This window comes from Streptosporangium sp. NPDC023963 (genome assembly GCF_040639135.1).
GTDB lineage: Bacteria > Actinomycetota > Actinomycetes > Streptosporangiales > Streptosporangiaceae > Streptosporangium.
Genome location: NZ_JBEZZK010000020.1, coordinates 97606 through 123985, shown reverse-complemented (window position 1 = coordinate 123985; position 26380 = coordinate 97606). Strand labels below are relative to the sequence as shown.

The 26380-nt window shown below is 71.2% G+C and carries 25 protein-coding genes; 14 read left to right on the top strand and 11 right to left on the bottom strand.

Annotated elements, in window-relative coordinates:
- Positions 1-55: 55 nt before the first annotated feature.
- Positions 56-343 carry a DUF3040 domain-containing protein gene (locus AB0F88_RS38560; protein WP_362695973.1) on the bottom strand — a complete coding sequence of 96 codons (288 nt, stop codon included), beginning with the start codon at positions 341-343 and terminating at the stop codon, positions 56-58.
- Positions 344-702: 359 nt separating this feature from the next.
- Between AB0F88_RS38560 and AB0F88_RS38555 the strand changes: the two genes are divergently transcribed.
- Both AB0F88_RS38555 and AB0F88_RS38550 read left to right on the top strand, forming a co-directional pair.
- Positions 703-1158 carry a hypothetical protein gene (locus AB0F88_RS38555; RefSeq protein ID WP_362695971.1) on the top strand — a complete coding sequence of 152 codons (456 nt, stop codon included), beginning with the start codon at positions 703-705 and terminating at the stop codon, positions 1156-1158.
- A 326-nt stretch (positions 1159-1484) separates the two neighbouring features.
- Positions 1485-1946, top strand: a complete 462-nt coding sequence (locus tag AB0F88_RS38550) for an AfsR/SARP family transcriptional regulator (RefSeq protein WP_362695969.1) — start codon at positions 1485-1487, stop codon at positions 1944-1946.
- A 61-nt stretch (positions 1947-2007) separates the two neighbouring features.
- On the opposite strand, the gene AB0F88_RS38545 is transcribed toward AB0F88_RS38550, so the two are convergent.
- Positions 2008-3456 carry an MFS transporter gene (locus AB0F88_RS38545; protein WP_362695967.1) on the bottom strand — a complete coding sequence of 483 codons (1449 nt, stop codon included), beginning with the start codon at positions 3454-3456 and terminating at the stop codon, positions 2008-2010.
- 135 nt (positions 3457-3591) lie between these two features.
- On the opposite strand from AB0F88_RS38545, the gene AB0F88_RS38540 reads away from it, so the two are divergent.
- Positions 3592-4188: a helix-turn-helix domain-containing protein gene (locus tag AB0F88_RS38540; protein ID WP_362695965.1), complete on the top strand. Its 597-nt coding sequence runs from the start codon at positions 3592-3594 to the stop codon at positions 4186-4188.
- A gap of 167 nt (positions 4189-4355) precedes the next feature.
- Here the strand turns inward: AB0F88_RS38540 and AB0F88_RS38535 are convergent, their stop codons facing one another.
- Positions 4356-5342 (bottom strand): LLM class flavin-dependent oxidoreductase, encoded by a 987-nt coding sequence (locus tag AB0F88_RS38535; protein WP_362695963.1) that lies wholly within the window; start codon positions 5340-5342, stop codon positions 4356-4358.
- A gap of 508 nt (positions 5343-5850) precedes the next feature.
- Here AB0F88_RS38535 and AB0F88_RS38530 point away from each other — a divergent pair.
- Positions 5851-6045: a hypothetical protein gene (locus tag AB0F88_RS38530; protein WP_362695961.1), complete on the top strand. Its 195-nt coding sequence runs from the start codon at positions 5851-5853 to the stop codon at positions 6043-6045.
- Positions 6046-6100: 55 nt separating this feature from the next.
- Complete coding sequence (locus AB0F88_RS38525; protein WP_362695959.1) at positions 6101-9352, top strand: PDZ domain-containing protein; 3252 nt, start codon at positions 6101-6103, stop codon at positions 9350-9352.
- 19 nt (positions 9353-9371) lie between these two features.
- Here AB0F88_RS38525 and AB0F88_RS38520 read toward each other — a convergent pair whose 3' ends face one another.
- Both AB0F88_RS38520 and AB0F88_RS38515 read right to left on the bottom strand, forming a co-directional pair.
- A complete protein-coding gene (locus AB0F88_RS38520; RefSeq protein ID WP_362695957.1) occupies positions 9372-10253 on the bottom strand; it encodes an SDR family NAD(P)-dependent oxidoreductase in 882 nt (293 codons plus the stop codon).
- Positions 10254-10466: 213 nt separating this feature from the next.
- Positions 10467-11315, bottom strand: coding sequence for a helix-turn-helix transcriptional regulator (locus tag AB0F88_RS38515; RefSeq protein WP_362695955.1), 849 nt, complete (start codon positions 11313-11315; stop codon positions 10467-10469).
- A gap of 126 nt (positions 11316-11441) precedes the next feature.
- Between AB0F88_RS38515 and AB0F88_RS38510 the strand changes: the two genes are divergently transcribed.
- Both AB0F88_RS38510 and AB0F88_RS38505 read left to right on the top strand, forming a co-directional pair.
- Positions 11442-12308, top strand: coding sequence for a helix-turn-helix transcriptional regulator (locus AB0F88_RS38510; RefSeq protein ID WP_362695953.1), 867 nt, complete (start codon positions 11442-11444; stop codon positions 12306-12308).
- A 370-nt stretch (positions 12309-12678) separates the two neighbouring features.
- Positions 12679-13011: an Atu4866 domain-containing protein gene (locus AB0F88_RS38505; protein ID WP_362695951.1), complete on the top strand. Its 333-nt coding sequence runs from the start codon at positions 12679-12681 to the stop codon at positions 13009-13011.
- A 12-nt stretch (positions 13012-13023) separates the two neighbouring features.
- On the opposite strand, the gene AB0F88_RS38500 is transcribed toward AB0F88_RS38505, so the two are convergent.
- On the bottom strand, positions 13024-13773 hold the full coding sequence (locus tag AB0F88_RS38500) for a hypothetical protein (RefSeq protein WP_362695949.1): 750 nt from the start codon (positions 13771-13773) through the stop codon (positions 13024-13026).
- Positions 13774-13893: 120 nt separating this feature from the next.
- Between AB0F88_RS38500 and AB0F88_RS38495 the strand changes: the two genes are divergently transcribed.
- A complete protein-coding gene (locus AB0F88_RS38495; protein WP_362695947.1) occupies positions 13894-14184 on the top strand; it encodes a DUF1905 domain-containing protein in 291 nt (96 codons plus the stop codon).
- Positions 14185-14269: 85 nt separating this feature from the next.
- On the opposite strand, the gene AB0F88_RS38490 is transcribed toward AB0F88_RS38495, so the two are convergent.
- On the bottom strand, positions 14270-15463 hold the full coding sequence (locus tag AB0F88_RS38490) for a sigma-70 family RNA polymerase sigma factor (protein ID WP_362695945.1): 1194 nt from the start codon (positions 15461-15463) through the stop codon (positions 14270-14272).
- Positions 15464-15543: 80 nt separating this feature from the next.
- On the opposite strand from AB0F88_RS38490, the gene AB0F88_RS38485 reads away from it, so the two are divergent.
- Entirely contained in the window at positions 15544-16416 is an 873-nt protein-coding gene (locus AB0F88_RS38485; protein WP_362695943.1) for an alpha/beta hydrolase, read from the top strand.
- 100 nt (positions 16417-16516) lie between these two features.
- Here the strand turns inward: AB0F88_RS38485 and AB0F88_RS38480 are convergent, their stop codons facing one another.
- The gene (locus AB0F88_RS38480) at positions 16517-16912 is read right to left on the bottom strand and encodes a VOC family protein (protein ID WP_362695941.1); all 396 of its coding nucleotides are present in this window, start codon (positions 16910-16912) and stop codon (positions 16517-16519) included.
- A gap of 765 nt (positions 16913-17677) precedes the next feature.
- Positions 17678-18103, bottom strand: coding sequence for a DUF4259 domain-containing protein (locus tag AB0F88_RS38475; protein WP_362695939.1), 426 nt, complete (start codon positions 18101-18103; stop codon positions 17678-17680).
- Positions 18104-18546: 443 nt separating this feature from the next.
- Between AB0F88_RS38475 and AB0F88_RS38470 the strand changes: the two genes are divergently transcribed.
- Complete coding sequence (locus AB0F88_RS38470; RefSeq protein WP_362696071.1) at positions 18547-20052, top strand: ISL3 family transposase; 1506 nt, start codon at positions 18547-18549, stop codon at positions 20050-20052.
- A gap of 329 nt (positions 20053-20381) precedes the next feature.
- On the opposite strand, the gene AB0F88_RS38465 is transcribed toward AB0F88_RS38470, so the two are convergent.
- Both AB0F88_RS38465 and AB0F88_RS38460 read right to left on the bottom strand, forming a co-directional pair.
- The gene (locus AB0F88_RS38465; protein ID WP_362695937.1) at positions 20382-21185 is read right to left on the bottom strand and encodes an inositol monophosphatase family protein; all 804 of its coding nucleotides are present in this window, start codon (positions 21183-21185) and stop codon (positions 20382-20384) included.
- Between the two features lie 255 nt (positions 21186-21440).
- Positions 21441-22400, bottom strand: a complete 960-nt coding sequence (locus AB0F88_RS38460; RefSeq protein WP_362695935.1) for a YafY family protein — start codon at positions 22398-22400, stop codon at positions 21441-21443.
- 80 nt (positions 22401-22480) lie between these two features.
- Between AB0F88_RS38460 and AB0F88_RS38455 the strand changes: the two genes are divergently transcribed.
- From AB0F88_RS38455 to AB0F88_RS38440, 4 genes are all read left to right on the top strand, one after another.
- On the top strand, positions 22481-23227 hold the full coding sequence (locus AB0F88_RS38455; RefSeq protein ID WP_362695933.1) for an alpha/beta hydrolase: 747 nt from the start codon (positions 22481-22483) through the stop codon (positions 23225-23227).
- A 207-nt stretch (positions 23228-23434) separates the two neighbouring features.
- Positions 23435-24424, top strand: a complete 990-nt coding sequence (locus tag AB0F88_RS38450) for an ABC transporter ATP-binding protein (RefSeq protein WP_362695931.1) — start codon at positions 23435-23437, stop codon at positions 24422-24424.
- Entirely contained in the window at positions 24424-25149 is a 726-nt protein-coding gene (locus tag AB0F88_RS38445) for an ABC transporter permease (RefSeq protein ID WP_362695929.1), read from the top strand. The genes AB0F88_RS38450 and AB0F88_RS38445 overlap by 1 nt, the downstream gene beginning before the upstream one ends.
- A 61-nt stretch (positions 25150-25210) precedes the next feature.
- Positions 25211-26368 carry a sensor histidine kinase gene (locus AB0F88_RS38440; RefSeq protein ID WP_362695927.1) on the top strand — a complete coding sequence of 386 codons (1158 nt, stop codon included), beginning with the start codon at positions 25211-25213 and terminating at the stop codon, positions 26366-26368.
- Positions 26369-26380 lie beyond the last annotated feature (12 nt).

The following is a 26380-nucleotide window of genomic DNA, read 5'->3' as shown; positions in this document are numbered from 1 at the left end:
GCACCCCGGCGATCACGGCGGCGGCCGCGGTGGCGGGGTGACGCGGCGGCCGCGATCACAGCGGGAGGGCCGCGACCGCCTCGTGACGCAGGACCATGACGAGAAGCGTGATGATCAGTGTCGCGATCAGCAACCAGCTGAACATGATGATGACCGTGGAGCGGCGGAGACGCCTGGCGGACCGCCCTCGTCCCTTCCCGGTGCCACGCCCGCGGCCACCGCCCTCCTTGCGCTGGACACGCTCGTTGAACGACTCCAGCCGCGCGGCGAGTCGTGGGTCCTCGTCGATGAGGTGGCGCTCGATCTGCAGCAGCATGCGCTCCTCGTCTTGTGACCAGGCCATGCATCACCTCCCCGGAACGCAAGCCGTGTGCGGACGTTCTGCCCAATCGTGAAGATCATTATCCTTTCTGAGGGCTTCGATTTACCTCTTCTTTTCACGGGCGCAATCCGAGCACGCGATCATGCCCTCGCACGGGGGACGGCGCGGCGCCGGCGGGGTGTCGGGCGATTCCCAGCCTTCTCCGCGATCTCGACATTCCACCGCCCCGACCTCCCTTCATCACGCCTCCCTTCGTCACGCCTCCCTTCGTCACGCCACGCGAAGGCCGGGGCATTCTCCGTGGTGCCATCTCCGCTCCCGGCGGCGATGCGCCGTCAGGCCCTCTTGACGTCAAGCCACCTTGACGAGAAGCTGGGGGCATGTACACGCCGGACAGCCTCGAAGGCGACTTCACACTCCTGACCGCCGCCGCCCGCTACGACGAGCTCCGGGTGCGCGACGCACTGGCTCCGGCGGCGGGCGACGCCACCGGCGGGGAGCACCCCGACGACCCCGATGACCCCGCCGATCCCGAGGTGCCGCCCCTCACCCGCGACGAGGTGCTGGAGCTTCTCGCGCTCGGGGAGGTGGTCGCGCGCAAGGCGGGCTACGGGCGCCAGCTCGCCGTACGGTCCGCGCGGGCCGCGGGCGCGTCGTGGTCGCAGATCGGCGCGGCCCTGGGCACGAGCAAGCAGGCGGCGTGGGAGGCGCACGGCCGGTGGATCGACGACCAGGCCGAGCAGCACCGGCGCAGCGGCTACGAGGGCATGAGCGAGCGCGACGCGGCGGCCGCGCGGGCCCTCGCGGGAGACCCCGACGGCGAGGGCGGGGCATGAGTGAGAGCCCCGGACCGAGCCGCCGACCGCCCTCGCGAACGTGACCGTCTTCGCGTCCGCGCCGTGACCCGCGCCGTACGGCGGCTCGCCGGGCGGGGCGGGGCGGGACGGGGCGGGGCAGGGCGGGGCCACCCGGAGCGCGGTGGTCACGGCGGTCGCGGAGGGAGCGGGCGCATCGCGGTGATCGGCGGAGACGGTGACCACGGCGACCACGGCGACCACGGCGACTACGCACTCGGCGGTGGGGTCGTACGCGTTTCCGCTGATGGCAACCAGCTCATCCGTCGCAAGAATGGCTTCAGCCGACAAAGAAGTCGTCGGTCGACGTGTTCCTCCTCCGGGCCCTGCACGCCGAGGGACGGGCCGTGCCGGAGACCGATCCGGAGCGGGCGCTGGGCGTCTCCGCCGCCGCCGCGGGCCTGTTCCGCGGGCCGGTCCTGACGGGGATCAACAACGGGCTCATCGTGGGCACCTTCGCCCGGTGGGCGGAGGAGGTGCGGCTGGAGCGCCTGGAGACGGTCGCGCGCTGCTCGCTGCGGCTCGGAAGGCACCGGGAGCTGATCGGCGACCTGTCGGCGTGGGTCGAGGAGTACCCGCTGAACGAGAACCTCCGCGAGCACCTCATTCCGGCCCTCTACCGCTCCGGCCGGCGGGCCGAGGCGCTGGAGGTCTTCCAGTCCGCCCGGCAGGCGCTGCGGGAGGAACTCGGCCTCGATCCGCGCAGGACGATGCGCAGGCTGCAGTTCGCGATCCTCGAAGCGGACACCGATTACGCGATCGCGGGCTGAGCCACCGGGGGACCACCGGCACCGTCCCCCTCGCAGGACGGTGCCGGCGCTCACGTCCCGCTCAGCCCCGGGCCGGTTCGGCCCGGCGCGCCCCGGGACCGAACCAGAAGAGCAGCGCCACCGCCAGGGCCAGCGCTATCGCCGCGCAGGCCCAGGCGAACACCGTCGAGATGTTCTCCGCGACGCCGCCGGCGCCCCCGGTGAACGGGATCAGCAGGGCCGCCAGGCCCAGCGACCCGCCGATGGTCAGCGCCGTCTGCAGCAGGCCGGCGGTGACACCCGCGTACTCGGGCGGGGCGGTGGTCAGAATGATCATATTGAACGGGATGATGGCCACGCCGACGCCGAGTCCCATCACGACGAGCGCCGGGAGCACGCCGGCCAGGTAGGTGCTGTCGGCGCCGAGACGGGTCAGCCACGCCACCCCTGCCAGCACCACGACCAGGCCGAGCACCGCGCGGGCCTGCAGGCTCACGGACGCGATGTGCCTGGTGAGCAGCTGGGTGACGGCGAGCAGCGCCAGGCCGAAGGGCAGGATGGCCAGCCCGCTCCGCAGCGCGTCCAGCCCGAGCACACCCTGCAGGTACTGGACCAGGTAGATCAGGAAGCCGGTGAGCACCGCCGCGAGCAGCAGCAGGCACAGCAGGGCTCCCGCCCGTTGCCTGCCGGCGAAGACCACCAGCGGCAGAAGCGGCTCCTCGGTGCGCCGGTCCCATACCAGCAGCGCCGCCGCCAGCACGACCGCCGCGCCCAGTGAGATCAGTGCCCCGGTCTCGCCCCAGCCGTTCTCGGCCGCGCGTACCAGCCCGTAAACGGCGGCGGTGACGGCCACGGTGCCCAGCAGGGCGCTCGGCAGGCCGAGCGGGCGCGACCGGGTGGCCTCGTCACGCAGCCCCAGCACCTTGACGGAGACGGCGATGATGACCAGGCCGATGGGCACGTTGACCAGCAGGCTCCAGCGCCAGTCCCCCGCCCAGGTCAGCACGCCGCCCAGGACCATGCCGGCGGAGGCGCCCAGCCCGGTGACGGTGGAGTACAGGCCGAAGGCACGCTGCCGGCGCTCCCCCTCGAAGATGATCGCCAGCAGCGCCAGGCCGGTCGGGCCGGCGATCGCCGCGCCGGCACCCTGCAGGACCCGGCCGAGCAGCAGGACCTCCAGGTTGGGCGCGAGGCCGGCCAGCAGCGAGGCCACGACGACCAGCCCGATTCCGGCGAGGAAGACCCGGCGGTGGCCGAGCACGTCGCCGAGCCGGCCCGCGAGCAGCAGGAGCCCGCCGAAGGCGAGCAGGAAACCGTTCGGCACCCACGATCCGCCGGTGATCGAGAGTCCCAGATCGGACTGCAGGGTCGGCAGCGCGACGTTCACGATGGTGCCGTCGAGCTGCAACATGAACTCCGCGCCGACTATCGCGGTGAGCGCGAGGGCCCACGGCCGGGCGGGGGCGTCCCGGGCCGGAACACCGTCGGAGACGCTGTCGGAAACGCCGTCGGAGACGCTGTCGGTACTCATGGGACCTCCAGGGCCGATCACCCAGCACATACCGAGGAACCCTCAGGTTAGAGGCCGGAGCTATACTGAGGAAGTCTCAGCTTGGATGAGAAGAGTCAAGCTGAGGGCGCCTCAGTATGTCAAGCGGGAGGTTCGATGACGACCGGTACGCCCCACATCGCCCAACGCCCCAGACGGGCCGACGGCCGGCGCAACTACGACGCGATCCTGGCCGCGGCCCGCAAGGCGTTCGAGGCCGACGGCTCCGAGGCGTCGCTGGAGAGCATCGCCGCCCAGGCCGGCGTGGCGATCGGCACGCTGTACCGGCACTTCCCCGCCCGCGCCTCGCTGGTGGAGGCCGCCACCAGGGACGGGCTGGCCGACCTCGTCGCCCACGCCGAGCGGCTGGCCTCCTCCCCAGACCCGCTACTGGCGCTGTCGGAGTGGATGGAGCGGGCCGTACGGCACTTCAGCACCTTCCGCGGGCTGGTCGGCATCCTCGCGCAGAGCATGTACGACGAGGGGACCCCCTCGCACGCCATGTGCAGCGCGATGCACCACGGCGGCGCGGACCTGCTCCGCGCCGCGCAGGCCGCCGGCCTGGTGCGCGCCGACCTGACCCCCGACGAGCTCTTCGCCGTCCTCAGCGGCGTCGCCTGGGTGCGCGAGCAGTCCCTGCCCGGCAGGGACGGCAGCCCTCGCATCCTCCGCCTCTTCCTGGAAGGGATCACCACGCGCGACCGGGAGCCCTGAGCGGGCCCCGACCCGCCCGTCCCCGGCAACGGGTGACCGGGCGCACCGCGCGATCCCTCGTCGATGGATGGTGATAAAAACCAACCGACCAGATAGTTTTATAGTGTTTTCCGTCCGCGCCGACGGAGCGCGGGGGGCGGCGCCGGGGCGCACCGGCCCGTGCGGGCCTACAGGGATGAGACGACCTTGGCGAGCAGCTCGTACGAGCGGATCCGGGCGGCGTGGTCGGGCACCTGGGTGAGCACGAACAGCTCGTCGGTGCGGGTCTGCCGCAGCAGCCCGGCCAGGCGGGGGGCGATCCGGTCCGGGGAGCCGACGAACTGCGGCTCGATCCTCTCCCGCAGGAAGCGCTCCTCCTGCGGGGTGAACGTGTGCGCGGCCGTCTCCGCCTCGGTGGGGAGCACGGTGGCCGGGTCCACGGTGCGCATCAGGATCTGGCCGAACACGAAGGAGGAGGCCAGCCGGTACGCCCGCTCGTCGGTGTCCGCGGCGACGACGATCACCGCCACGCACGCGTGCGGTTCGGGCAGCCACGGCGAGGGCCGGAAGGCCCGCCGGTAGGCGTCGAGCGCCTCGGGGGCGCCGCCCCCCACGATCGCGTGCGCGTATACGTAGGGCAGGCCCGCCCGGCCCGCGTAGGCGCCGCTGCCGGCGCTGGAGCCCACCATCCACAGCTCGGGCGGGATCGCGGCCTCCGGGATCGCACGCACGCCGCCGCTGCCCCCGGCGAAGTACTCGCGCAGCTCGTTCAGCGCGTCGCCGAAGTCCAGCCGGCGCGGGTCGCCGATGCGGGCCGCCACCTCGCCCGAGCCGCCCGGGGCGCGCCCGAGTCCCAGGTCGACCCGGCCGGGGTAGAGACCGGCCAGGACCCCGAACTGCTCGGCGACCACCAGGGGCGAGTGGTTCGGCAGCAGCACCGCGCCCGAGCCGACCCGGATGCTGGAGGTCGCCTCCAGGATGGGCCCGGCGAGCACCGCCGGGCTCGACGCCGCCAGTGCCGGCGTGTTGTGGTGTTCGGCCACCCAGTGGCGCCGGTAACCGAGCGCCTCCACGGCCTTGGCCAGGTCGATCGAACGGCGCAGCGCGTCACCCGCCGTGTCGCCGCGCCAGACCGGCGCGGTGTCGTGCACCGAGACCGCGATTCCCTCAGGCAATGCCCTCTCCTTCATCCTGTTCGCACATGTGGAAGCATCCTGTTCGCGTACATGCGGAGGCTTCCTCACGTTATGTTCGCAAGTTAAATCGAGGATGCCTCAGCTTGTCAACGCCGGTTCCGCACAGTGCCCGCACACCGCGGGAAGGTCCGTGGCGCCCGCCGGACACCACGCCGTCCCCGCCCAGGTTCAGCTCCCACCCCAGAACGCGCGGACCGGCCGGCACGCCGGCCTTCCGCGTCGGAACGCCAACGGCGCCCGCTAAAGCAGCACCGAGCGAGCGATGAACCGCCCGGCCGGCGGGCCCGGAACGTCGTCGGGTCGACGTTCACCCGCCGTCTCACCGCGCCGGTCGTGCTCGCGACCAGGCCCTGGCCCACCCCGCCATTCGGCGACTCTCCGCGTTCGCCACATCACCGAACGTGGATGATTGATGCCTGCAAAGGGTACTAAACCTCTTTGAATGCCTAATCAACGGCATCGTCCATCAAGCACAACGGGGGAAACGATGACGGACTCCAAGGACACCAAGGATTCCAAGAACAAGGCCGCGAAGGGCTCGGGGAAGAGCAAGAAGGCCGCGATCAAGGCGACACGCTCGGCGAAGGAAGCGAAGAAACAGTCCGGGCAGCCCGAGGCCAGGGTGCCGGAGACGGGGCCCGCCCACCAGGGCGCGCGTGCCGCCCAGCCGCCGAGGGCGTGAAATCATGATCGGGTGATCGGGGTGAAACCCGGTCACCCGATCATGGAGTGACGCGATGCCCGCCTATCTACGATTTCCCACGATCTTCGGTGACATGGTCGTCTTCGCCGCCGAGGACGACCTGTGGATGGTCACCGCCGGCGGCGGGCGGGCCTTCCGGCTGACCGCAGGGGTGGCCGAGGCCGGATATCCGCGCTTCTCCCCCGACGGTGACCTGCTCGCCTTCGTCGGCCGCGAGGAGGGGCCGGAGGAGGTCTACGTGATGCCCGCCGACGGCGGCGCGGCACAGCGGGTGACCTACCACGGGGCGCGTTCCAGCGTCACCGGCTGGGACCCCCGCGGCGGCGTCGTCTACGCCAGCGACCAGGGCCAGCCCTTCGACGGGCGCACCTGGCTGCACCGGGTGGAGCCGGGCGGGGTGCCCGAGCGCCTGCCGTACGGCCCGGCCAACACCATCTCGTACGGCCCGCGGATCGTGCTCGGCCGCAACACCGCCGACCCCGCCCGCTGGAAGCGCTACCGGGGCGGCACCATGGGCGACCTGTGGATCGAGACCGGCGAGGACGGGCGGTTCCGGCGGCTCACCGCGCTGCCCGGCAACCTCGCCTCGCCCTGCTGGACCGGGGACCGGGTCTACTTCATCTCCGACCACGAGGGGGTCGGCAACGTCTACTCCTGCGACGCGGACGGCGGCGGCCTGCGCAGGCACTCCGACCACGCCGACTACTACGCCCGCAACCTGTCGGGCGACGGCCGCAGGCTCGTCTACCACGCCGGGGCCGAGCTGTACCTGGTGGAGGACGGGGAGTCGCGCCCGATCGAGGTGCGGCTGCGCAGCTCGCGCACCCAGCGCAACCGCCGTTTCGCCTCGGCCGAGGACTTCCTGGACAGCGCGACCCTCAGCCCCGACGGCGTCGGCCTGGCCGTCACCACCCGCGGCAAGGCGTTCTCCTTCGCCGCCTGGGAGGGTCCGGTGCGCCAGCACGGGGCGCTGTACGGGGTGCGGTACCGGCTGCTGAACTGGCTCAACGACGGTGAGCGGCTGGTGGCGGCGGCCAGCGACGAGGGCGACCGCGAGGTGCTGACGGTGCTCACCGCCGACGGCACCGTCGAGCCCGCCAGGCTCGACCACCTCGACACCGGCCGCGCCATCGAGCTGGAGGTCTCCCCCGTGGCCGACCTGGTCGCGGTGGCCAACCACCGCAACGAGCTGATCCTGGTCGATCTCGCGCCCGGCCCCGCGACCGGCGGGGTCTCCGGCCGTACGGGTGAGGAGGACCGGGCGCGGGGCCGGGTGATCGACTCCAGCAGGTTCGGCGCGATCGAGGACCTGGCCTGGTCCCCGGACGGCCGCTGGCTGGCGTACGCCTGCCGCGACACCGCGCAGACGACGGCGGTGAAGCTGTGCCGTGTCGAGACGGGCGAGACGTTCCTCGCCACCCGGCCGGTGCTGTGGGACGCCCGCCCGGCCTTCGACCCGGGGGGCGACTACCTGTACTTCATCGGCCGGCGCGTCTTCAACCCGGTCTACGACGAGCTCCACTTCGACCTGAGCTTCCCCCTGGGCTCCCGCCCCTACGCGATCGCGCTCCGCGCCGACGTCACCTCGCCCTTCGTCCCCGAGCCCCGGCCGCTCGGGGACGACGATGACGACGACGGTGACAGCGGCGGTGACGGCAGCGGTGACGGCGGCGAGAACGGGGGCGAGGACGGCGGGCCGCCCGAGGTGGTCGTCGACCTGGACGGCATCGAGGACCGGGTCGTCGTCTTCCCCGTCCCCGAGGGGCGCTACGACGCCATCGCCGGGATCAAGGGCAAGGCCGTCTACCTGACCTTCCCCGTCGAGGGCAGCCTGGGCGACGACTACGCCGACTCCTCCGACGGCACCCTGCACGTCTACGACTTCGCCAAGCAGAAGCAGGAGACCCTGGTCGGGGACGTGTCGGAGTTCGCGCTCGGCCGCGACGGGACCACGCTGCTCTACCAGTCGGGCAAGCGGCTGCGGATGGTCAAGGCGGGCGAGGAGCCCGAGGACGACGACGCGCCCGGCCGTGCGAGCGGGTGGGTGGACCTGTCCAGGGTGAAGGTCTCCATCCGGCCCGAGGCGGAGTGGCGGCAGATGTTCAGGGAGGCCTGGCGGCTGCAGCGGGAGAACTTCTGGACCGAGGACATGGCCGGGCTCGACTGGGACGACGTCTACCGCCGCTACCTGCCGCTGGTCGACCGGGTCACCACCCGGGGCGAGTTCTCCGACCTGCTGTGGGAGCTGCTGGGCGAGCTGGGCACCTCCCACGCCTACGAGAGCGGCGGCGCCTACCGGTCCCGGCCGCACTACCGGCAGGGCAAGCTGGGCGTCGACTGGGCCTTCGCGGACGGCGTCTACCGGATCGCGAGGATCGTCGGCGGCGACCGCTGGGACCCGGAGGCGACCTCGCCGCTCAACCGCCTCGGGGTGGACGTACGGCCGGGTGACGCGGTGCTGGCCGTGAACGGCCAGCCCGTCGGCGCGGACGCGAGCCCGGACGAGCTGCTGGTCAACCAGGCCGACCAGGAGGTCCAGCTGACGGTCCGGCGCGGGGACGAGCGGCGGACCGTCACCGTGCGGGCCATCGGCGACGAGCAGCCGGGCCGCTACCGCGACTGGGTGGAGTCCAACCGGGCCCGCTGCCACGAGCTCGGCGGCGGCCGGATCGGCTACCTGCACATCCCGGACATGGGGCCCGAGGGCTACGCCGAGTTCCACCGGGGCTTCCTCGCCGAGTACGACCGCGAGGCCCTCGTGGTGGACGTCCGCTTCAACGGCGGCGGCCACGTGTCGGCGCTGCTGCTGGAGAAGCTGGCCCGGCGCCGCCTGGGCTACGACTACCCCCGCTGGGGCGTGCCCGAGCCCTACCCCGACGAGTCGCCGCGCGGCCCGATGGTGGCCATCACCAACGAATGGGCCGGCTCCGACGGCGACATCTTCAGCCACACGTTCAAGCTGCTGGGCCTGGGTCCCCTGATCGGCAAGCGCACCTGGGGCGGGGTGATCGGCATCTGGCCCCGGCACCACCTGGCCGACGGCACGGTCACCACCCAGCCGGAGTTCTCCTTCGCCTTCGACGACGTGGGCTGGCGGGTGGAGAACTACGGCACCGACCCCGACATCGAGGTCGACATCACCCCGCAGGACTACGCGGCGGGGGTGGACACCCAGCTGGACCGCGCGATCGAGGCCGCCAAGGAACGCCTGGTCCTCCAGCCGCCGCACACCCCCAACGCGGCGGCCAGGCCCCGGCTCGTGGTGCCGCGCCTGCCGCCCCGCTAGACGAACAGGACCGATGTCGTCACCGGCCGTACGCCGGCGTCGAGGGCCGGCCGTCCGCGGGCCACGCGGCGTCGTCGCGCGCGATGGCCGCCGACTTCTCCCACCAGGTGTTCAGGTCGTCGTAGATCTGTTCGATCTTGACCTGGATCCGCTCGATGGTGTCGGGCCCGAGGTACAGGTGCCGGGGCAGGGTGTCCTGGCCGACGACCTCGTGGATCAGGGCCGCGGCCTTGGCCGGGTCACCGAGTTGCGCGTGGTTGGCGTCGTGGGCCCAGTCCAGGGTGACGTGCGCGGGAGTGCCGTCGTAGTCGGCGATCCGCTCCCTCGCCAGCGACAGCGAGCTCGCGTCCAGGAAGTCGGTGCGCAACACGCCGGGCTCGACGACCATGCACTGGATTCCGAAAGGCGCCATCTCCGCGGCGAGAGCCTCGCTGACGCCGGCGACGGCGAACTTGGAGGCGCTGTACAGGCCGACTCCCGGCTCGCCCTCGAAACCGGCCCGCGAACCTATGTTGACGATCTTGCCTGAGCCCTGGCGGCGCATGCCGGGCAGCACGGCCCGGGTCATGGTGATCAGACCGAACACGTTGAGGTCGAACAGGGAGCGCGCCTCGTCGTCGCCGATCTCCTCCAGGGCGCCCAGCAGACCGCGGCCGGCGTTGTTGACCAGCACGTCGATGCCGCCGAAGCGGTCCGTCGCGGCCTGGACCGCGGCGGGGACGGCGGCGCTGTCGGTGACGTCCAGCGTGACGGCGAGGACCCGGCCGGAGGTCCTGAGGTCGTCGGGAAGCCTGCCGGGGTCGCGTACGGCGACGACCACGTCGTCCCCGCCCCTGAGGGCGGCCCGGGCGATCTCGGCGCCGAGGCCGCGGGAGGCACCGGTGATGAACCAGATGGCCATGATGTCGTGTCCTTCTCCTTCGTGAGTCCTGGCGGATCCGTTTCCCGCCACTGACGGATTCGAGTCTGCGCGGCTCACATGCGGGGAGGAAGGTCATGACTTTCCTGGGAGGTCCCCACCCAGGAAGGGGACGCCGGGTGGAGGCCGCGCCGGGCAGGGGACGGAACGAGCCGGGCGTGCCGGCCTCCCCTCCTCGGGACGGCCCGCGGGCGGTCAGGTCGCCTGGCGGGCCCGCGGCGATCTTTCCGTCTCCCGCACGGCCGATGGGCGTAGCCGCTCGAAGGCGGCCGCGGTCGCCGAGACGGGTTCGGCCTGATAGACGACGAGCTGCTGGTTCGGCGCGCCGTTGACGGTGAAGGCGGAGAACTGGATGTCCAGATCGCCCACGCGCGGATGTCTCAGGTGCTTGGTCTCCTGCGTCTTCGGCTTCACCTCGTGGCGGGACCACAGATCGGCGAACGCGGGGCTGGCCGAGCTGAGCTCCTCGGCGAGCCGGTTGATGCGCGCGGACTCCGGGTCGTGGCCGTAGGCGGCCCGCAGTTCGGCCACGCAGGAGTGCGCGGCCCGCTCCCAGTCCCGGTAGAACTCCCGCCCCGCGGGGTCGGTGAACACCATGCGGGCCAGATTGCCGGCGGTGAACCCCTCGTGAAGGGCGGTGGCGAGCGTGTTGGCGGCCAGGATGTCCAAAGCGGGGCCCAGCACGAACGCCGGCGAGGTGGGCCAGCCGTCCATCAGCCGCAGCAGCTGCGGGCTGACAAGGTCATCGGCGGCGTCCCGGCGCCGGGCGGCCGGCCGGACCAGGCGGCGCAGGTGCTCGGCGGCCTCCTCGTCCAGGCTGAGGGCGCGTGCCACCGCCTCGACCACCTGCGGCGAGGGGCTCGACTCCCGGCCCTGTTCGAGCCGTACGTAGTAGTCGCTGCTCATGCCCGCGAGCATCGCCACTTCCTCGCGGCGCAGCCCCTTCACCCGGCGGCGCCCGTGTTCCGGCAGGCCGACGTCCTGTGGTGTGAGGGCCTCGCGACGGGCGCGCAGGAACTCCCCCAAGGGTGTAATTTGGGGCATTTTGCCAGGTTAGATGATGAATTCCGGGTTCTCCATGGCATGACAGCGCCAAGGTGCCTTTCCTAGGAAAAGTACGCCCTGGTTGTGGCGATCCCTTGGCCGTCCCTCTCGTCTAGCCTCGGTTCCATGGACGGTGGCGGCATGACCTTGGGGGAGTTCCTGCGCCACCACCGCGCGTCGACGCGCCCCGAGCAGGCTGGGCCGCGGGCGCGGGACCGCCGGGTACCCGGGCTGCGCCGGGAGGAGGTCGCCCGGCTCGCGGGCCTGAGCGTCGGCCACTACACCCGCCTGGAGCAGGGACGTGAGCTCCATCCCACCCGGCAGACCGTGGAGAGCCTGGCCCGCGCGCTGCGGCTGGACGAGCCGGCCGCGGCCGAGTTGCACCGGCTGGCCCACCCGTCCACCTTCCGCCGGCGCCCGGCGCGGAGAGAGCGCGTGGCCCCGGAGGTGCTCCGGCTCATGGGCGGCTGGACGGACGTCCCCGCGTACGTGCTGGGCCTGTCGCAGGACATGCTGGCGCGCAACCCGCTCGCCGGCGCGCTGCACGGCCGGTTCGCCCGCGGCGACAACCTGCTGCGCATGATCTTCCTCGATCCGGCGGGGCGAGAGTTCTTCCGCGACTGGGACGCCACCGCCCGCGCCGCCGTGGCCGAGCTGCGCGGGACCGTGCTCACGGCGCCCGGCGAGCAGCGCCTGACGGAGCTGGTGGGCGAGCTGTCCATCCAGAGCCCGCCGTTCCGGCGCCTGTGGGCCGAGCGGGCGTCCGGTCCGCCCCCGCGCCGCGGCGCCCGCCTCTTCCACCCGGAGGTCGGCGAGCTCCGCCTGGCCAGGGAGGTCCTCCTCATCGCCGGCACACCCGGCCAGTGCCTGGTCACCTACCAGGCCGAACCGGGCTCCCCGTCGGCGGAGGCGCTGGCTCTGCTCGGCACTCTGGCCGCACCCGACCTCACCGAACGCCGGGCGCTGGGCCTCAACGGCCGAGAGGGTCTCTGACGAGGTCCGGGGCGAGGGGCCGGGGCCATGGTCCGGGGCGAGGAGCCGGGGTCTTGGGCGGGGTGAACGCCGGTGCCGGCCGCCACGAGCTCCGGCCGGGACCCGCGTCTTCCTGGGTGTGACACTCCCAGGAAACCGGCGGCCTTCTTCCCTCCGGGCGAGCTGGACAGACTCGGACCTGTCAGCGGCCGGCCCCGCGCCGCGACGACGGAGGGAAGGTCCCACGAACGCCGGCACGCAACCCGGCCGGCCGCACCGCCAGGCCGCCGGGCCCCTCCCCCGCTACCGCTCCTGCTCCCGCTCTCGAGGGAGGGTCGGCCGGTGAGCCCCGCCCGGAACATTCCACGACTCAGACCAGGAAGGCCCTCCCATGAAACCGAACGTGCTGTTCGCGCTCAGCGTGCTCACCATGCTGACCGCCGCGTGTTCCGGCCCTGAGCCCGGCAGGGCGCCGGCCCGCGGCACCGGTGGCCATCCCCACGTGGGCATGTGGGTGACCGCCGACGGCCGCATCCGGCAGGAACTCCTGCCCGACGGCCGGTACGAGGAGGAGCGCGACGGTCGCGAACGTGCCTACACCGGCCGCTACACCGTCACCGGCGATCACATCGACTACGTCGACGACACCGGCTTCACGGCCACCGGCGACGTCCGCGGCGGTGTCCTCTACCACGAACACCTCGTGCTTTACCGGGAGCGGTAGGGACGCCGTGCTTTAACGGGAGCCGGCCGATCCAGCCGCGGGGAAAGGGAACTCGCCGCCGCCCGCCACGTGCTCGATCAGTTCGAGCACGGCCTGGCGCCCGCCGTTCGCCTCGGCCCAGCGGCTCACCCGGCACGCGGCCTTGGCGTAGAGCCGCTGGTCGGCGCTCGCGGCACGCAGCCAGTCCTCAAGAGTCCCGGGCAGCGCCTCCTCCGAGTCCACCAGGCACCGGTCGCGGGCCGTCTCGGGGGCCAGGTAGCGCGGGTCGCCGGACACCAGGACGGCGAGTCCCTCGTCGAACCACTGCGGGACCCGCCGCGACCCGAGCCGGGCGTGCAGCTCGACGTGCGACATCTCGTGCGAGGCGATCACCGGGTCGATGCCGCGCGGCGACAGCATCACCGTGCGGCTCAGCACCGCGACCCCCCGTTCCCCTCCCCCGCCGATCCTCCGGTAGCACGCGCCGGTCACGCAGGCCAGCACGCCGGGAGAGCTCTCGCGCCCGCCGTAGAAGTCCTCCACCCGCCGGGCGGCCGCGTCGACCACCTCCGCCACCTGCCGTTGCCGCGCCGCGGGCAGGTCCGGCTCGACGTACAGGCCCGGCCCGATCCGCTCCATTCCGTAACAGCCGGGACAGGTCGTGGCGGCGACCGACGGGAAGGCGACCGCGACCCCTGCCAGCGCGGCGACGATCAGCGCGCCGAGCAGGGCGAGCAGCCACCCTCCTCTCCTGCGGAGGGTCCGCCGGCGGTGTCGGTCCATCACGTCACTCCTGTCGCCGATGAGGTGAAGACTCCGGAGAATTCTCACCCACGAGCGACGATTCCCTGCCATCACGGGAGTCCCCTCTTCGACAGGCCATCACCACTCCAGGAGACGAAGATGCCCGCACAGAAGCCCGCGCAGCCGCTCGACCACACCTTCACCGCGCCGATCGAGAAGGACGGGGCCTTCGCCACCTTCGTGACCGTGCCGGGCTCCGCCGAGATCCTCGGGACGAGACGGGCCGTGAAGGTCGGCGGGACGATCGACGGCCACCCGTTCACCGCCACCCTCATGCCGTCCGGCGGCGGGCCGCACTGGCTTCCCATCAGAGCCGCGCTGTGCAAGCTCATCGGCAAGGACCAGGCCGGCACCGAGGTGGCGTTTCACCTCGATCAGCGGTTCAGCTGACGAACCACCCGAGGATCAGCGGTTCAGCCGATGAACCACCCGAGCCGACCGCGCCGCCATACCCGGACCGTGGCGCGCGCCGGGCTCAGGGCAGCGAGGCGGGCAGCCCGAAGCGGACGAAGTGCTCGGAGCCGATGAACGAGGTGATCTCGGCGATCCGCTCGCCGCGCAGGGTGAACACGTTGATCGACCAGGCGAGATGGGCGGCGGCGTCCTCGTCCCAGCGGTAGCAGCCCACTCCGGGCTGGCCGTTCGCACCGACAGGGAGGTGCCGCCAGCTTCCGCAACCGGTCAGCGGGACCCGTACGGCGAAGTCGGTGACGGCCTCCAGACCGCGGTACCAGTGCGCCATCGGCGGCATCGACCAGGTGACGTCCTCGGTCAGCAGCGCGACCAGGGCGTCGGTGTCTCCGCGTTCCAGCGCGGAGGAGTAGCCGGCGACGATCTCTCTTACCCGGGCGTCGCCGATCTTCCGCAGCGTCGGCTGCTGGGCGCGGGGGAAGGCCTTGTCCGCGACGACCTTGCGCGCTCGCGCCAGGGCGCTGTTCACCGACGTGGTGGTGGTGTCCATCATGGTGGCGATCTCGGCGGCGGAGAAGCCGAGAACCTCGAACAGCAGCAGCGCCGCCCGCTGGTTGCCCGGCAGGTGCTGCAGGGCCGCGACGAAGGCGAGCTCGACGGCCTCGCGCTGCTCGTAGCGCGTGTCCGGGCCTGCCGGACCGCCGGTGAGGCCCGCGTCGGGGTAGGGGCTCAGCCAGGCGACGTCGGTCAGCGGGGTGTCACCGAGCACGGCGCGCTCGCTGGAGGGGCCGAGGTCGACGGGCAGTGCCCGCCTGCCCCGGGTGGCGATGATGTCCAGGCAGGTGCGGGTGGCCACGGTGTAGAGCCACGAGCGCAACGAGCCGCGGCCCTCGAAGCGCGTGAGTCCCCGCCAGGCTCGTACCAGGGCGTCCTGCAGGGCGTCGTCGGCGTCGTGGGTGGAGCCGAGCATGCGGTAGCAGTGGGCGTGCAACTCGTGGCGCAACGGCTCCACGAGGCGGGTGAACGCGGCGTCGTCCCCGCCACGCGCCCGGACCAGGTCGTCCTCACCGTCACGCTCCCCCACCGGGTCCATGTCCGCGTCCGTCTCCGTCTCCGCGCCACGCTCTGGGTCCGCTTCCACGCCACGCGTCCGGACCAGGGCGTCCTCCCCGTCACGCGCCCGGACCGGGCCGGCGTCCCCGGCGTCCCCGGCGTCTTCCGCCGCCCCGCCCGCGGACCACGAAGAAATCTTCCTCACGAACGACGATTCTGCCTCACGCCGGAAGTCTTCCTCTCTGAGCACCGCAGCACCGTCCCAGACCTCTCCAGGAGATTGCCATGAGCCCCGCGACGATCGTCACCGCCGATCACCTCAAGGTCCCCGACGCCACGCTCTACTACGAGGTACGGGGCCAGGGGCCCCTCGTGGTGCTCGTCGGCGCCCCGATGCACGCCGCGCACTTCGCACCGCTGGCCGGCCTGCTCGCCGACGACCACACCGTGCTCACCACCGACCCCCGGGGCGTCAACCGCAGTACCCTCGACGAACCCGGCCAGGACTCGACCCCACGGATGCGCGCCGACGACCTCTCCCGGCTTCTGACCCACCTCGACGCCGGTCCGGCCGCGGTCTTCGGCTCCAGCGGCGGCGCCGTCACCGCGCTCGCGCTCGCCGTCGCCCACCCCGAGCAGGTGCGCACCGTGATCGCGCACGAGCCCCCGCTGAACCGCCTGCTCGACGACCCCGAGGAGCGTGACGCCGCGGTCGAGGACATCATCGCCACCTACGTCTCCGGCGACGTCGCGGGCGCCTGGGCCAAGTTCATGATCAACGCCAACATCCCGATGCCCGAGTTCGAGGAGCCGGCGGACGGTCCCGCGGAGGTCCCGGCCAAGCCCGATCCGCAGGAGGCAGCGGACGAGCGCTTCTGGTTCCTGCACGAGATGCGCGCGACCACCCGCTGGGAGCCCGACATCGCCGCCCTGCGTGCCGGGCCGGTCTCCATCGTGGTCGGTATCGGAGAGGAGTCGGCGGGCCAGCTCTGCGATCACGCGTCGACCGCACTCGCCGCGGCGCTCGGCACGAAGCCGACGTACTTCCCCGGCGGCCACATCGCCTTCGCCGACGACCCCGACGGATTCGCTCCCCGGCTGCGCGAGATCCTGCGGGAGAACGAGGTCCCGCGGGAGAACCGAGCGACGACGCCGTGAGCACGTACGAGAACGCACGAGAACGCACGGCCACGTGCTCGCATGTGACGGATCCCGCCGCGGGGGCGGGGATCCGTCACGGCGGGGGCGGGGACGGGGATCAGGCGAGGTTCAGCTGCCAGGAGACGCCGAAGCGGTCGTTGGTCCAGCCGAAGCGCTTGCTGAAGCCGTAGGAGCCGAGCGGCATCAGCGGCTCGCCGTTCTCCGACAACGCCGCGTACAGGCGCTCGATCTCCGCCTCCGACTCGCACTGCACGTACAGCGAGATCGACGGGGTGAAGCCGAAGGCGTGCTGCACATTGCTGTCGATGGCCATGTACTCCCGGCCCGCCAGCGTGAACGTGGCGTGCTGCACGCTGCCCTCCGTGCCGGGCCCCTCGGGACCGTAGCGGGCGATGGCGAGGATCTCGGCGTCGTCGAACAGCGACGTGTAGAAGGTCATCGCCTCCTCGGCGGTGCCCTGGAACATCAGGAAAGTAGTGATCTTCTGCGACATCGGGTGAACTCCTGGCAGGGGTGTGAGGGACGAGGATGCCCCTTGTCACGGGGACGGCCTGTTCGCCGGCGACTCCGGCGCCAGATTCGCCGAAAGCTTAGAACGTGCGCTCGATAACTGTTTCAGAATTAACTTATATAAGTCAAATACGATGCATTGATGGGCGAGGTCCGTGATGCCTCTGCCCTGTCGAACGCTCCGGAGTCGGCGCGGAGGGCCGCCAAGGGGGAATCACGGGAACTCACGGCAAGGGAAGACCGCCCCTGACCTGCAACGCATCAGGTCATAGGGGTGCGTACCGAGATCTTGTAAACTGCAGGTCAGGGGTTCGACTTCCCTCGTCGACCCGCATGCGAAAGGCCTGCTCCCCTTTATCCGTTGGGCCGGCCCCTCCCTGTTCACGGGAACTCCGTGATCTTCCGTGACCGATGGCTTCTCGCGCCTTCTTGAACGTCTGCCGAGCGCCTTGGCGATGACCTCGTCCCGGTCCTGACCAGGATGCCGGTGGCTTAAGCGCCGTCCGCGTGGAGGAGCACCTGTGTGGGATATCAGCCGCTTTCGAGTTCGGTAGGGAATTTCTGCACAAAACATGCACTCAGCTCATTGCGCCAGAAGCTCTTATCCGCCGACTCGCATATCTTCTTGGCGCACAGTTCGTCAACCGAGCGTGCGGTAGTCACACAGCCGAAACAGGATGTCTCTTGACGACCAGTCCCACGATTCGCCGTCATCGAATTCTCTCAGGAGAGAAAGGATGAGCAACTCTCATGAGGCTACAGATTCCAACACGGATCGGATTCTATTAACAACCTCCTCAATTTCATTCCTGTCATGATCATTCGCCCAACTGCGCCAGAACCAAGAATCCGCAGGCACAGCAGCGCCCAACGCCCTGACGGCCAAACCAGAAAGCTCCGGAAGAGCTTTCGGCTCCAGCCACTCGGATATTCCAGGGTAGTCTTCTGCCCAAGAAGTCTCACCCTCACGAGAAACGTTTAATGCACATATGGCAGCAGCAGCGATCACCTCTACCTGGAGGGCGGGGGAAGCCCGCCCCTCTTCTCCCCTCACGATAGAACCGAAAGTCTCCTGAACAGCCTGCACCCGACGCGAGACGGACAGCCCTTCGATCTCGTCAAGAAAGTCCTCGGCGGCGTCATTGTCGAATGGCCCCGTTCCCCATGTTCCCATAATTACTCCACCAAATGATCAGTCCAGATACTTGCCCCGCGGGATTTCGATCTCCTCTCTCCGGTTCAAAAGAGTCACACCCCTGGCCCTCAACCCTTCCATCACGGTCTGCTCCATGCGACGAACTGCATCCTTGGAAGCACCGCAGGCAGAGTGAAGTATGTAATACTCACGATATCACTCAGCTTATATCCAGCCTTCCGGACAGCATGCTTGGACCTCATGGACTTGTTCACCCGCTCCCTGATGCTGGAGATAGAGCTCCCCACGTACTTTTTCCCGTCACGAAGGTGAATCACATACACCCCGGCAGCGGTCGGAACATCGAACTTCGTCCCTGGGCGGGACTGTACGGTTTTCGGCTCTGTCCCGTAATCGGTGGTAGCCGTGCGTGACCGGTGCCAGGGTGGGGTGTGCTGGAGATCGACGCTCTTGCGGGTGTGGTGTTTTCGGGGTTGTCTGCCCTGGTCATCGAGGGTGTGGTGGACGAGGGCAATCTGATTCGGGTGGTGGCGCGGACTCGGGACGATCCCGTGCTGTGTCCGGTGTGCGCGACGCCGACTGGCCGGGTGCATGGGTTTTGCGGCCGAATGGTCGCGGACCTTCCCGTGGACAGCCGGCGGGTGGTGGTGTCGGTGCGGATGCGGCGGATGGCCTGCCCGGTGTGGAGTTGCTCGCGGCGGACGTTCCGGGAGCAGGTGCCCGGGCTGCTGGAGCGCTACCAGCGCCGGACGAACCGACTCGCCGACCAGTTGGGCGCGGTGGTGAGAGAACTCGCGGGCAGGGCGAGTGTCCGGTTATCCCGGGCCTTGAGTGTGCAGGTAGCGCGGTCGACCGCGTTGCGGCTGCTCAGGCGGCTGCCGCTGCCTGCGGTCGAAGTGCCGCGGGTGCTGGGCGTCGATGACTTCGCGTTGAGACGCCGCCACCGGTACGCCACGATCCTCATCGACGCCGAGACCGGGACGCGGATCGACGTGTTGCCAGGTCGCGGCGCCGAGGTGCTGGAGGTGTGGCTGCGTGCTCATCCCGGCGTGGAGATCGTCTGCCGGGACGGTTCCCTCACCTATGGTGAGGCCGTCCGCCGGGCACTGCCCGACGCGGTGCAGGTCAGCGACAGGTGGCACCTGTGGCGGAACGTGTGCGGCAAGACCCTGGCCGAGGTCCGCTCCCATACCTCCTGCTGGGCGGCGGTCAACCCGCCCCGTCCCGGGGGCGTCCGCGAGCGAACCACCCGCGAGCGCTGGCATCAGGTTCACGACCTCCTCGGCAAGGGTGTTGGCCTGCTGGAATGCGCCCGCCGACTCGACGTGTCCCTGAACACCGTCAAACGCTACGCCCGCAGGAGCGAGCCCGAGGAAGTCCGTCGTGCTCCGCGCTACCGACAGACCCTCGTCGACCCCTACCGCGACCACTTGCGCGCCCGCCGCGCTGAGGATCCGGCCGTCCCGGTGATGCGGCTGTTCCATGAGATCAGGGAACTCGGCTACACCGGCAGCCTCAACCTCCTCTACCGCTACCTCACCCAGGGCCGAGCCGAAGGCGACCGGCCCGTCATCACTGCCCGCCATCTGACCCGGCTCTTGCTCACAGACCCCAACCGGCTATGCGACAAGGACGCTGACCTGCTGCGAGATCTCACCGCCGCATGCCCCGAGCTGGCCGCACTCGCCCGCCTCGTCCACGCCTTCGCTGAGCTGCTCACCCCTGCCATCGGAAACGACACCCAGCTCATCGCGTGGATCACCGCCGCACGCGCTGCCGACCTACCTCACCTGCACGGTTTCGCCAACGGAGTGGAGCTCGACCGCGCAGCCGTCGATGCCGCTCTCACCCTGCCCCATCACAACGGCCGGACCGAAGGCGTCAACACCCGCACGAAAAGGATCATGAGACAGATGCACGGCCGCGCCGGATTCGATCTCCTTCGCCACCGCATTCTCCTCCCGTGACCATTACCCAGCGCTACCACCGATTACGGGACAGACCCTGGCGGGAAGGTGACCGTGCGTCACATCCTCATGGACTTGGTCATCCAATCACCTGGAGACGCGAAAGACATGCGTTTCGCAGCCCAAGGGATCGGATTAGAGCAAGTTCCGGACGCGAACCTTCGCGGGATATACGCGGGATGGCGTCGACGGCTGGCCAGCTGCTGAAGCTGGTTATCGGTGCAGGTCGGAAGGATGACAAGAGTTGTGAGTGCGGTTGTCTTCTCATCCGACGGTCGCAGTCATCCGAGCTGCCAAGGTCTCCTGCCCTGACCTTCACGATCCAGTGGTCACAGAGCCGTAGGGAGCTGATCGCCGATCATTTCGAGCAGCGCGGCGTGCGTCTCGTGGTCGGCCGCCGCGACGAGCCCGCCCGCGCCGGTGTACAGCGGCTGGCCGTGGATGCCCGTCACCACACACCCGGCGGCCTGGCACAACGCGATCCCGGCGGCGAAGTGCACGTTGTCCCGCGGGTGGCCGTCGGTGACGTACGCGGCTCGCCGGCCGGCGGCGACCCAGGCCAGCGCCAGAGTGGTAGACAAAACGCGTGGCTGGAAGCGCTCGGCGAACCTCGGGTCGGCGAGCAGACGGCCCGCCCGGAAGCCCGGCTCGTTCGGGAACGGCGGATCGAGGTTGAGGTCCACCAGCCGCGACTCGGACGACGGCACGAGTTCCTCGTCCACGCCGTCGCGGCGGACGTGGGCGCGATCACCGTCCGTCCAGAACACCTCGTCGGCGAACGGGTCTGCCGAGGCGGCCACTGTAAGGTCCCGGCCGACGCGCAGGGCGACGTTCACCGCGACCAGCATGGTGCGCGCGGCGTAGTTCAGGGTGCCGCACAGGGGGTCGACCAGCCACATGCGCTCCGCTCCGGCCGAGCCGGTGCGCCCGCTCTCCTCGCCTGTCACGACGTCGTCCGGCCGGGCGGCGCGGATGACGTCAAGGATGGCGCTCTCCGCGTCGATGTCGGCGGAGGTGGCGAAGTCGGTCGCGGTTTTCGCGAAGCGCTCCAGCGACGCACCGTACATGGCTCTTACGACGGCGGCTCCCGATCCCGCCGCGGTGAGGGCCACTTCCTCGTCCGTGATCGACATGTGGACAGGATAGGCGCGATCCCTCACCTTTTGATCGGCGGGATCGGCGGGATCGGCGAGCACGCGGCCCGCATCCGGCTGCTTCACGACTCGCCGTGACCGGGAGGCACGGGACCCTCGCGAGGCCCGCACCTGACTGCCGGCGGCCAGGCGCCCGCTCCGACCTTGCGGCCGGGATGGCCGGGATGACCGAGACGACCGGCGGGGGTCGGAGGTCGGGGTCGAGGGTCGGAGGTCGAGGATCGGAGGCCGGGGTCAGGGCGGGCTGCCGCCGGCGGAGGCGACCAGGCGGGCGGCCAGCGCCCTGACCTCGTCGCGCAGCTCGGCGGGAGTGATCACGGTGAACGGCCAGCCGAGCCCGGCGAGCATCTGCGCCATCCCGTCCAGCCGCTCGGCCCTGGTGTCCAGCAGCACCCCGCCGGAGGTCTCGGCCAGCGTCGCCGTGGCGGCCGGGATCCGCGCGGCGGCCTCCTCCAGGGTGGTCTCCAGCAGCACCCTGACCTCGTGCCGGTAGGGCACCGCCGACAGTGACCCGACCACGTGGGCCACCGGGTCGAAGCCGTCGGGCACCTGGAAGCCCCGTTCGGTGTGCGCGGCGCTCGCCACCCGGTCCACCCGGAACGTCCTGATCTCCCCGCTGCCGTGGTCGAGCCCGGCGACGTACCAGCGGCCGGAGTGGAAGACGATGCCGTACGGGTCGAGATCGCGCTCGGAGGCGTCGCCGCGCCAGGAACGGTAGGCCAGCCGGACGGTGACCCGGCGCCGGGCGGCGCCGGCGAGGGCGAGCAGCGGTCCCGCCTTCGGGGTGCTCACCTTCGGCGCCGCGTTCCCGGTGTGGCCCAGCGTCTCCGACACCGCGTCGACGCGCTCGCGCAGCGGGCGCGGGAGCACCCGCTGGATCTTGGCCAGCGCGCTCTCGGTCGCGGCCTCCCCCACCGCCAGCCCGGTCCGCCGCCCGGCCAGCAGCCCCAGCACCACGGCGGTGGCCTCGTCGTCGGTGAGCATGAGCGGCGGGAGCTTGTAGCCGGGCAGCAGCCGGTAACCGCCGTGGCGGCCCCGTTCGGCCTGGACCGGCACCCCGAGCTCCGACAGCCTCACCGCGTAGCGGCGGACCGTGCGCTCGTCCACCTCCAGCCTCGCGGCGAGGTCGGGGCCGGTCAGGCCGGGGGCGGCCTGCAGCAGCTCCAGCAGCGCGAGCACCCGGGCGGCGGTCATCGGAATTCCCTCCAAAATCAGGACCGATACTGTCCGGATTCGATCCTAGGGTGAAACCAGGCGAACAGAGGAGAGACATGATGAGCACGTACGTTCTGGTCCCTGGTTTCTGGCTCGGCGGGTGGGCCTGGGAGAAGGTCACCGGGCCGCTGCGCGAGGCCGGGCACGACGTCCACCCGGTCACGCTCACCGGCCTCGGCGACAGGGTTCACCTGGCGGGCCCCGAGGTCGACCTGGAGACCCACATCCAGGACATCGTCAACACCATCGTCTTCGCGGACCTGACCGAGGTGATCCTCGTCGCCCACAGCGGGGCCGGCGCCCCGGTCACCGGCGCGGCCGACCGGATCCCCGAGCGCGTCGCCCGGATCGTCTACGTCGAGAGCGGGCCGACGGCCGACGGGATGACCCACCTGGACCTCCACGAGCCCGAGTGGCGGGCGTTCATCGAGAGGCGGGTCGCCGAGCGGGGCGACGGGGTGCGCTACCCGCTCCCCTCCTGGGAGGAGCAGGAGGAGGCCGGGGCCGGCCTGGAAGGACTGGGCGAGGCCGAGCGCGAGTGGCTCGCCTCCCGCGCGACCCCGCAGCCGTACGGGACGATGACCCGGCCGCTGGTGCTCAAGGGCGGCACGGACGCGCTGCCCAAGACGCTCATCACCTGCTCGTTCCCGCTGGGGCAGGTGCACGCCATGATCGCCTCCGGTCACCCCTTCTTCGCCGCGCTCGCCGGGCCCGAGTGGAGCTTCGCCGAGGTGCCGACCGGGCACTGGCCGATGGTCTCCAGGCCGGAGGAGACCGCCGCCGCGCTGGCCGCGCTGGCGGGCTGAGGGAACCTCAACCGGAGGACGGGACACCGCGGCGCTCCGGGAAACCCTGGAAAGCGGGACGCCGCGGGACTTCTCGGGCTCCGGAAGGACCCAGGAAGGCGGGACGCCCGGAGGACCGGGCGGCACGGGGTGGCAGGACATTTGTCACGGTTGGTTCCGGATCGATGGATCTGCCCCGGATAACGCGCTCTCCGTAGCGTCGTCCGCATGACGAACGACGCGGTGTCCCTCAGGGACGTGACCAAATGTTTCGGGGCGGTGCGCGCCGTGGACGGCCTCAGCCTCGACATTCCCGCCGGGCAGACCGTCGCCCTGCTCGGCCCCAACGGCGCGGGGAAATCGACCACGATCGGGCTGCTGCTCGGGCTGCTGGCCCCCGGCTCCGGGACGGTACGCGTCTTCGGTGACTCCCCCGAGAGCGCGGTCCGGAGCGGGCGGCTGGCGGCGATGCCCCAGGAGGGCGGCCTCGTTCCCCGGACCACGGTCCGCGAGCTGGTCGGTTTCGTCTCCGGGACCTACCGCTCGCCGCTCCCGCTGGAGGAGGTGCTGGCGACCGCCGGGCTGGAAGGGCTGGCCGGCCGCAGGATGGAGCGGCTGTCGGGCGGCCAGGCGCAACGGGTCCGCTTCGCGCTGGCGCTGGCCGGGGACCCCGACCTGATGTTGCTGGACGAACCGACCGCGGCGCTGGACGTGCGGGCCAGGCGGGAGTTCTGGGAGAGCATGCGCGCCTTCGCCGCGCGCGGCAAGACGATCGTGTTCTCCACCCACTACCTGGAGGAGGCCGACGAGTACGCCGACCGGGTGGTGGTGATCGACCGGGGCCGGATCGCGGCCGACGGCACCAGCAGGGAGATCAAGCGCCTGGTCGCGCTGTCCACGGTCAGCGTCACCGCCCCCGGGGAGGCCGTCTCGCTGGAGCGCCTGCCCGGGGTCGTCTCGGCCGAGATCCGGGGTGGGCGGGCCCACCTGCGTACCCGCGACGCCGACGCCACCGTCGTGGCGCTGGCGGCGGCCGGAGCCGTACGGGACCTCGAAGTCGTCCCCGCCGCGCTCGAGGACGCCTTCATCGCGCTGACAGAGCTGACACCGGGATCGGCACCGGCACAGGCGCCCGGACCGACACCGGGGCCGGCACCAGGACAGGCACCGGGACAGGCACCGGGACAGGCACCGGGGATGGCGGAGGTGGAGGCGTGATGCTCGGCTACGTCCGCCTGGAGTTCACCAGGACCCTCCGCGACCCGGCATACGTGATCATGGGTTTCGCGATGCCCGTGACGATGTACCTCCTCTTCACCAACCTCGGCGTGACGGGCGACGACCGCGCCCTGGCCGCCCTCTACGTGATGGTCAACATGGCCGCCTTCGGCGCGATCGGCTCGGCCTTCAACAACGGCGGCGGCATCGCCGAGGACAGGTCGGCGGGCTGGCTGCGGCAGCTGCGGATCACTCCGCTGGCCCCGGTACGGGTGGTCGCGGGCAAGGCGGCCACCGGCATGCTCGTGGTACTGCCCGTGATCATCGGTGTGTCCCTGGCGGCGGCGCTGCTCAACGGGGTGCGGATGGAGCCCTGGCAGTGGATCTCGATCGTGCTCCTGCTCTGGGCGGGCTCGCTGCCCTTCACCCTGCTCGGCCTGGCCTTCGGCTACCTGTTCAGCGGCCAGACCGCCTCCGTGCTCAACATCGCGGCCAACATGTCGATGGCGATCATCGGGGGGCTGTGGCTGCCCGCCGAGGCCTTCCCCTCCTGGTTGCGGGCCGTCGCGGAGTGGACGCCGAGCTTCGGCTACGCCGACCTGTCGCGAAAGGTCGCCTTCGGGGAGGCGCCCCAGGTGGGCACGGCACTGATGCTGACCGGCTGGCTGGTCGTCTTCGGGATCCTGGCGGTGTACGGCTACCGCCGGTCCGGGCGCGTGGGGTGAGCCGCGTGATAGGAGTGGCCGGGTGAGCGGGAAGCCGGAAGGACCGCGAGAGGCGCGACAGGTGAGCCAGGAAGAACCCGGGCTGCCGGAGGAGGCGGCGGAGGTGGCGGCACCGGAGGTGACGGGGCGGAGAGGACCCGGCACGGTGAAACCGGCAGGTCCGGGGAGGGCCAGGCGGGGAGGTCCGGGAGAGCTCGCCTTCTACCCGTGGCTGCTGCTCGTCTACCCCCCGATCAGCGACCTCGTGGCGGGGCAGGTGCGGCCGGCGCCGCCCGCCGCGCTGGGGATCGCCGCCTTCGCCGTCCTGTACGTGCTGTGCATCCGGTTGTCCTTCCGCGACCGGCGGCGCGCGGCGGCCGTGGTGCTGGCCGGGCTGCTGCTGGTGGCCTTCCTGCTGCTGGCGGGGTTCGCGCACAACTGGTTCTACCTCGCGCCGCTGATGACCATCGCCTGCGGGGCCGTGCTGCGCGGGAGGTCCGTCTACCTCCTCCTCACGGCCCTGACGCTCGCACTGGTCGTGGTGATGTGGCGCGCGGGGGCGAGCTGGGCGAGCATCTCCCTGGCCACCTGGGGGACGGCCACCGGCGGCCTGGTGGTCAGCATCGTCCTGAAGCTGTTCTCCGTGATCGACGAGCTCCAGGAGACCCGCGAGGAGCTGGCCCGCGCCGCGGTGGCCGAGGAGCGGCTGCGGTTCTCCCGCGACCTGCACGACCTGCTCGGGCACACCCTGTCGGTGATGGTGGTCAAGGCCGAGGCCGTACGGCGGCTGGCCCCCCGCGACGGCGAGGCGGCGGCGCGGCAGGCCGCCGACATCGAGGCCGTCGGCAGGAAGGCGCTGACCGAGGTGCGGGCCGCGGTCACCGGTTACCGCGGCCGGGGGCTGGCCGCCGAGCTGGCCTCGGCGCGTACGGTCCTGGCCGACGCGGACATCGCCGCCACCGTCACCGTCACCGGGGAGCGACCGGCACCGGAGGCCGACGCCCTGCTGGGCTGGGCCGTGCGGGAGGGGGTGACCAACGTGGTCCGCCACAGCGCCGCCCGCACCTGCGAGATCACCCTGGAGGGAACGACGCTGGAGATCCGCGACGACGGCCGGGGGCGCGGCGGGAGCCACTTCGGCAACGGCCTGCGCGGCCTGTCCGAGCGGGTCGTCGCGCTCGGCGGGACCCTGGAGGCCCGCGACCGCGACGGTTTCCTGCTGAGGGTGACGCTCCCATGACCGCTCCTGACG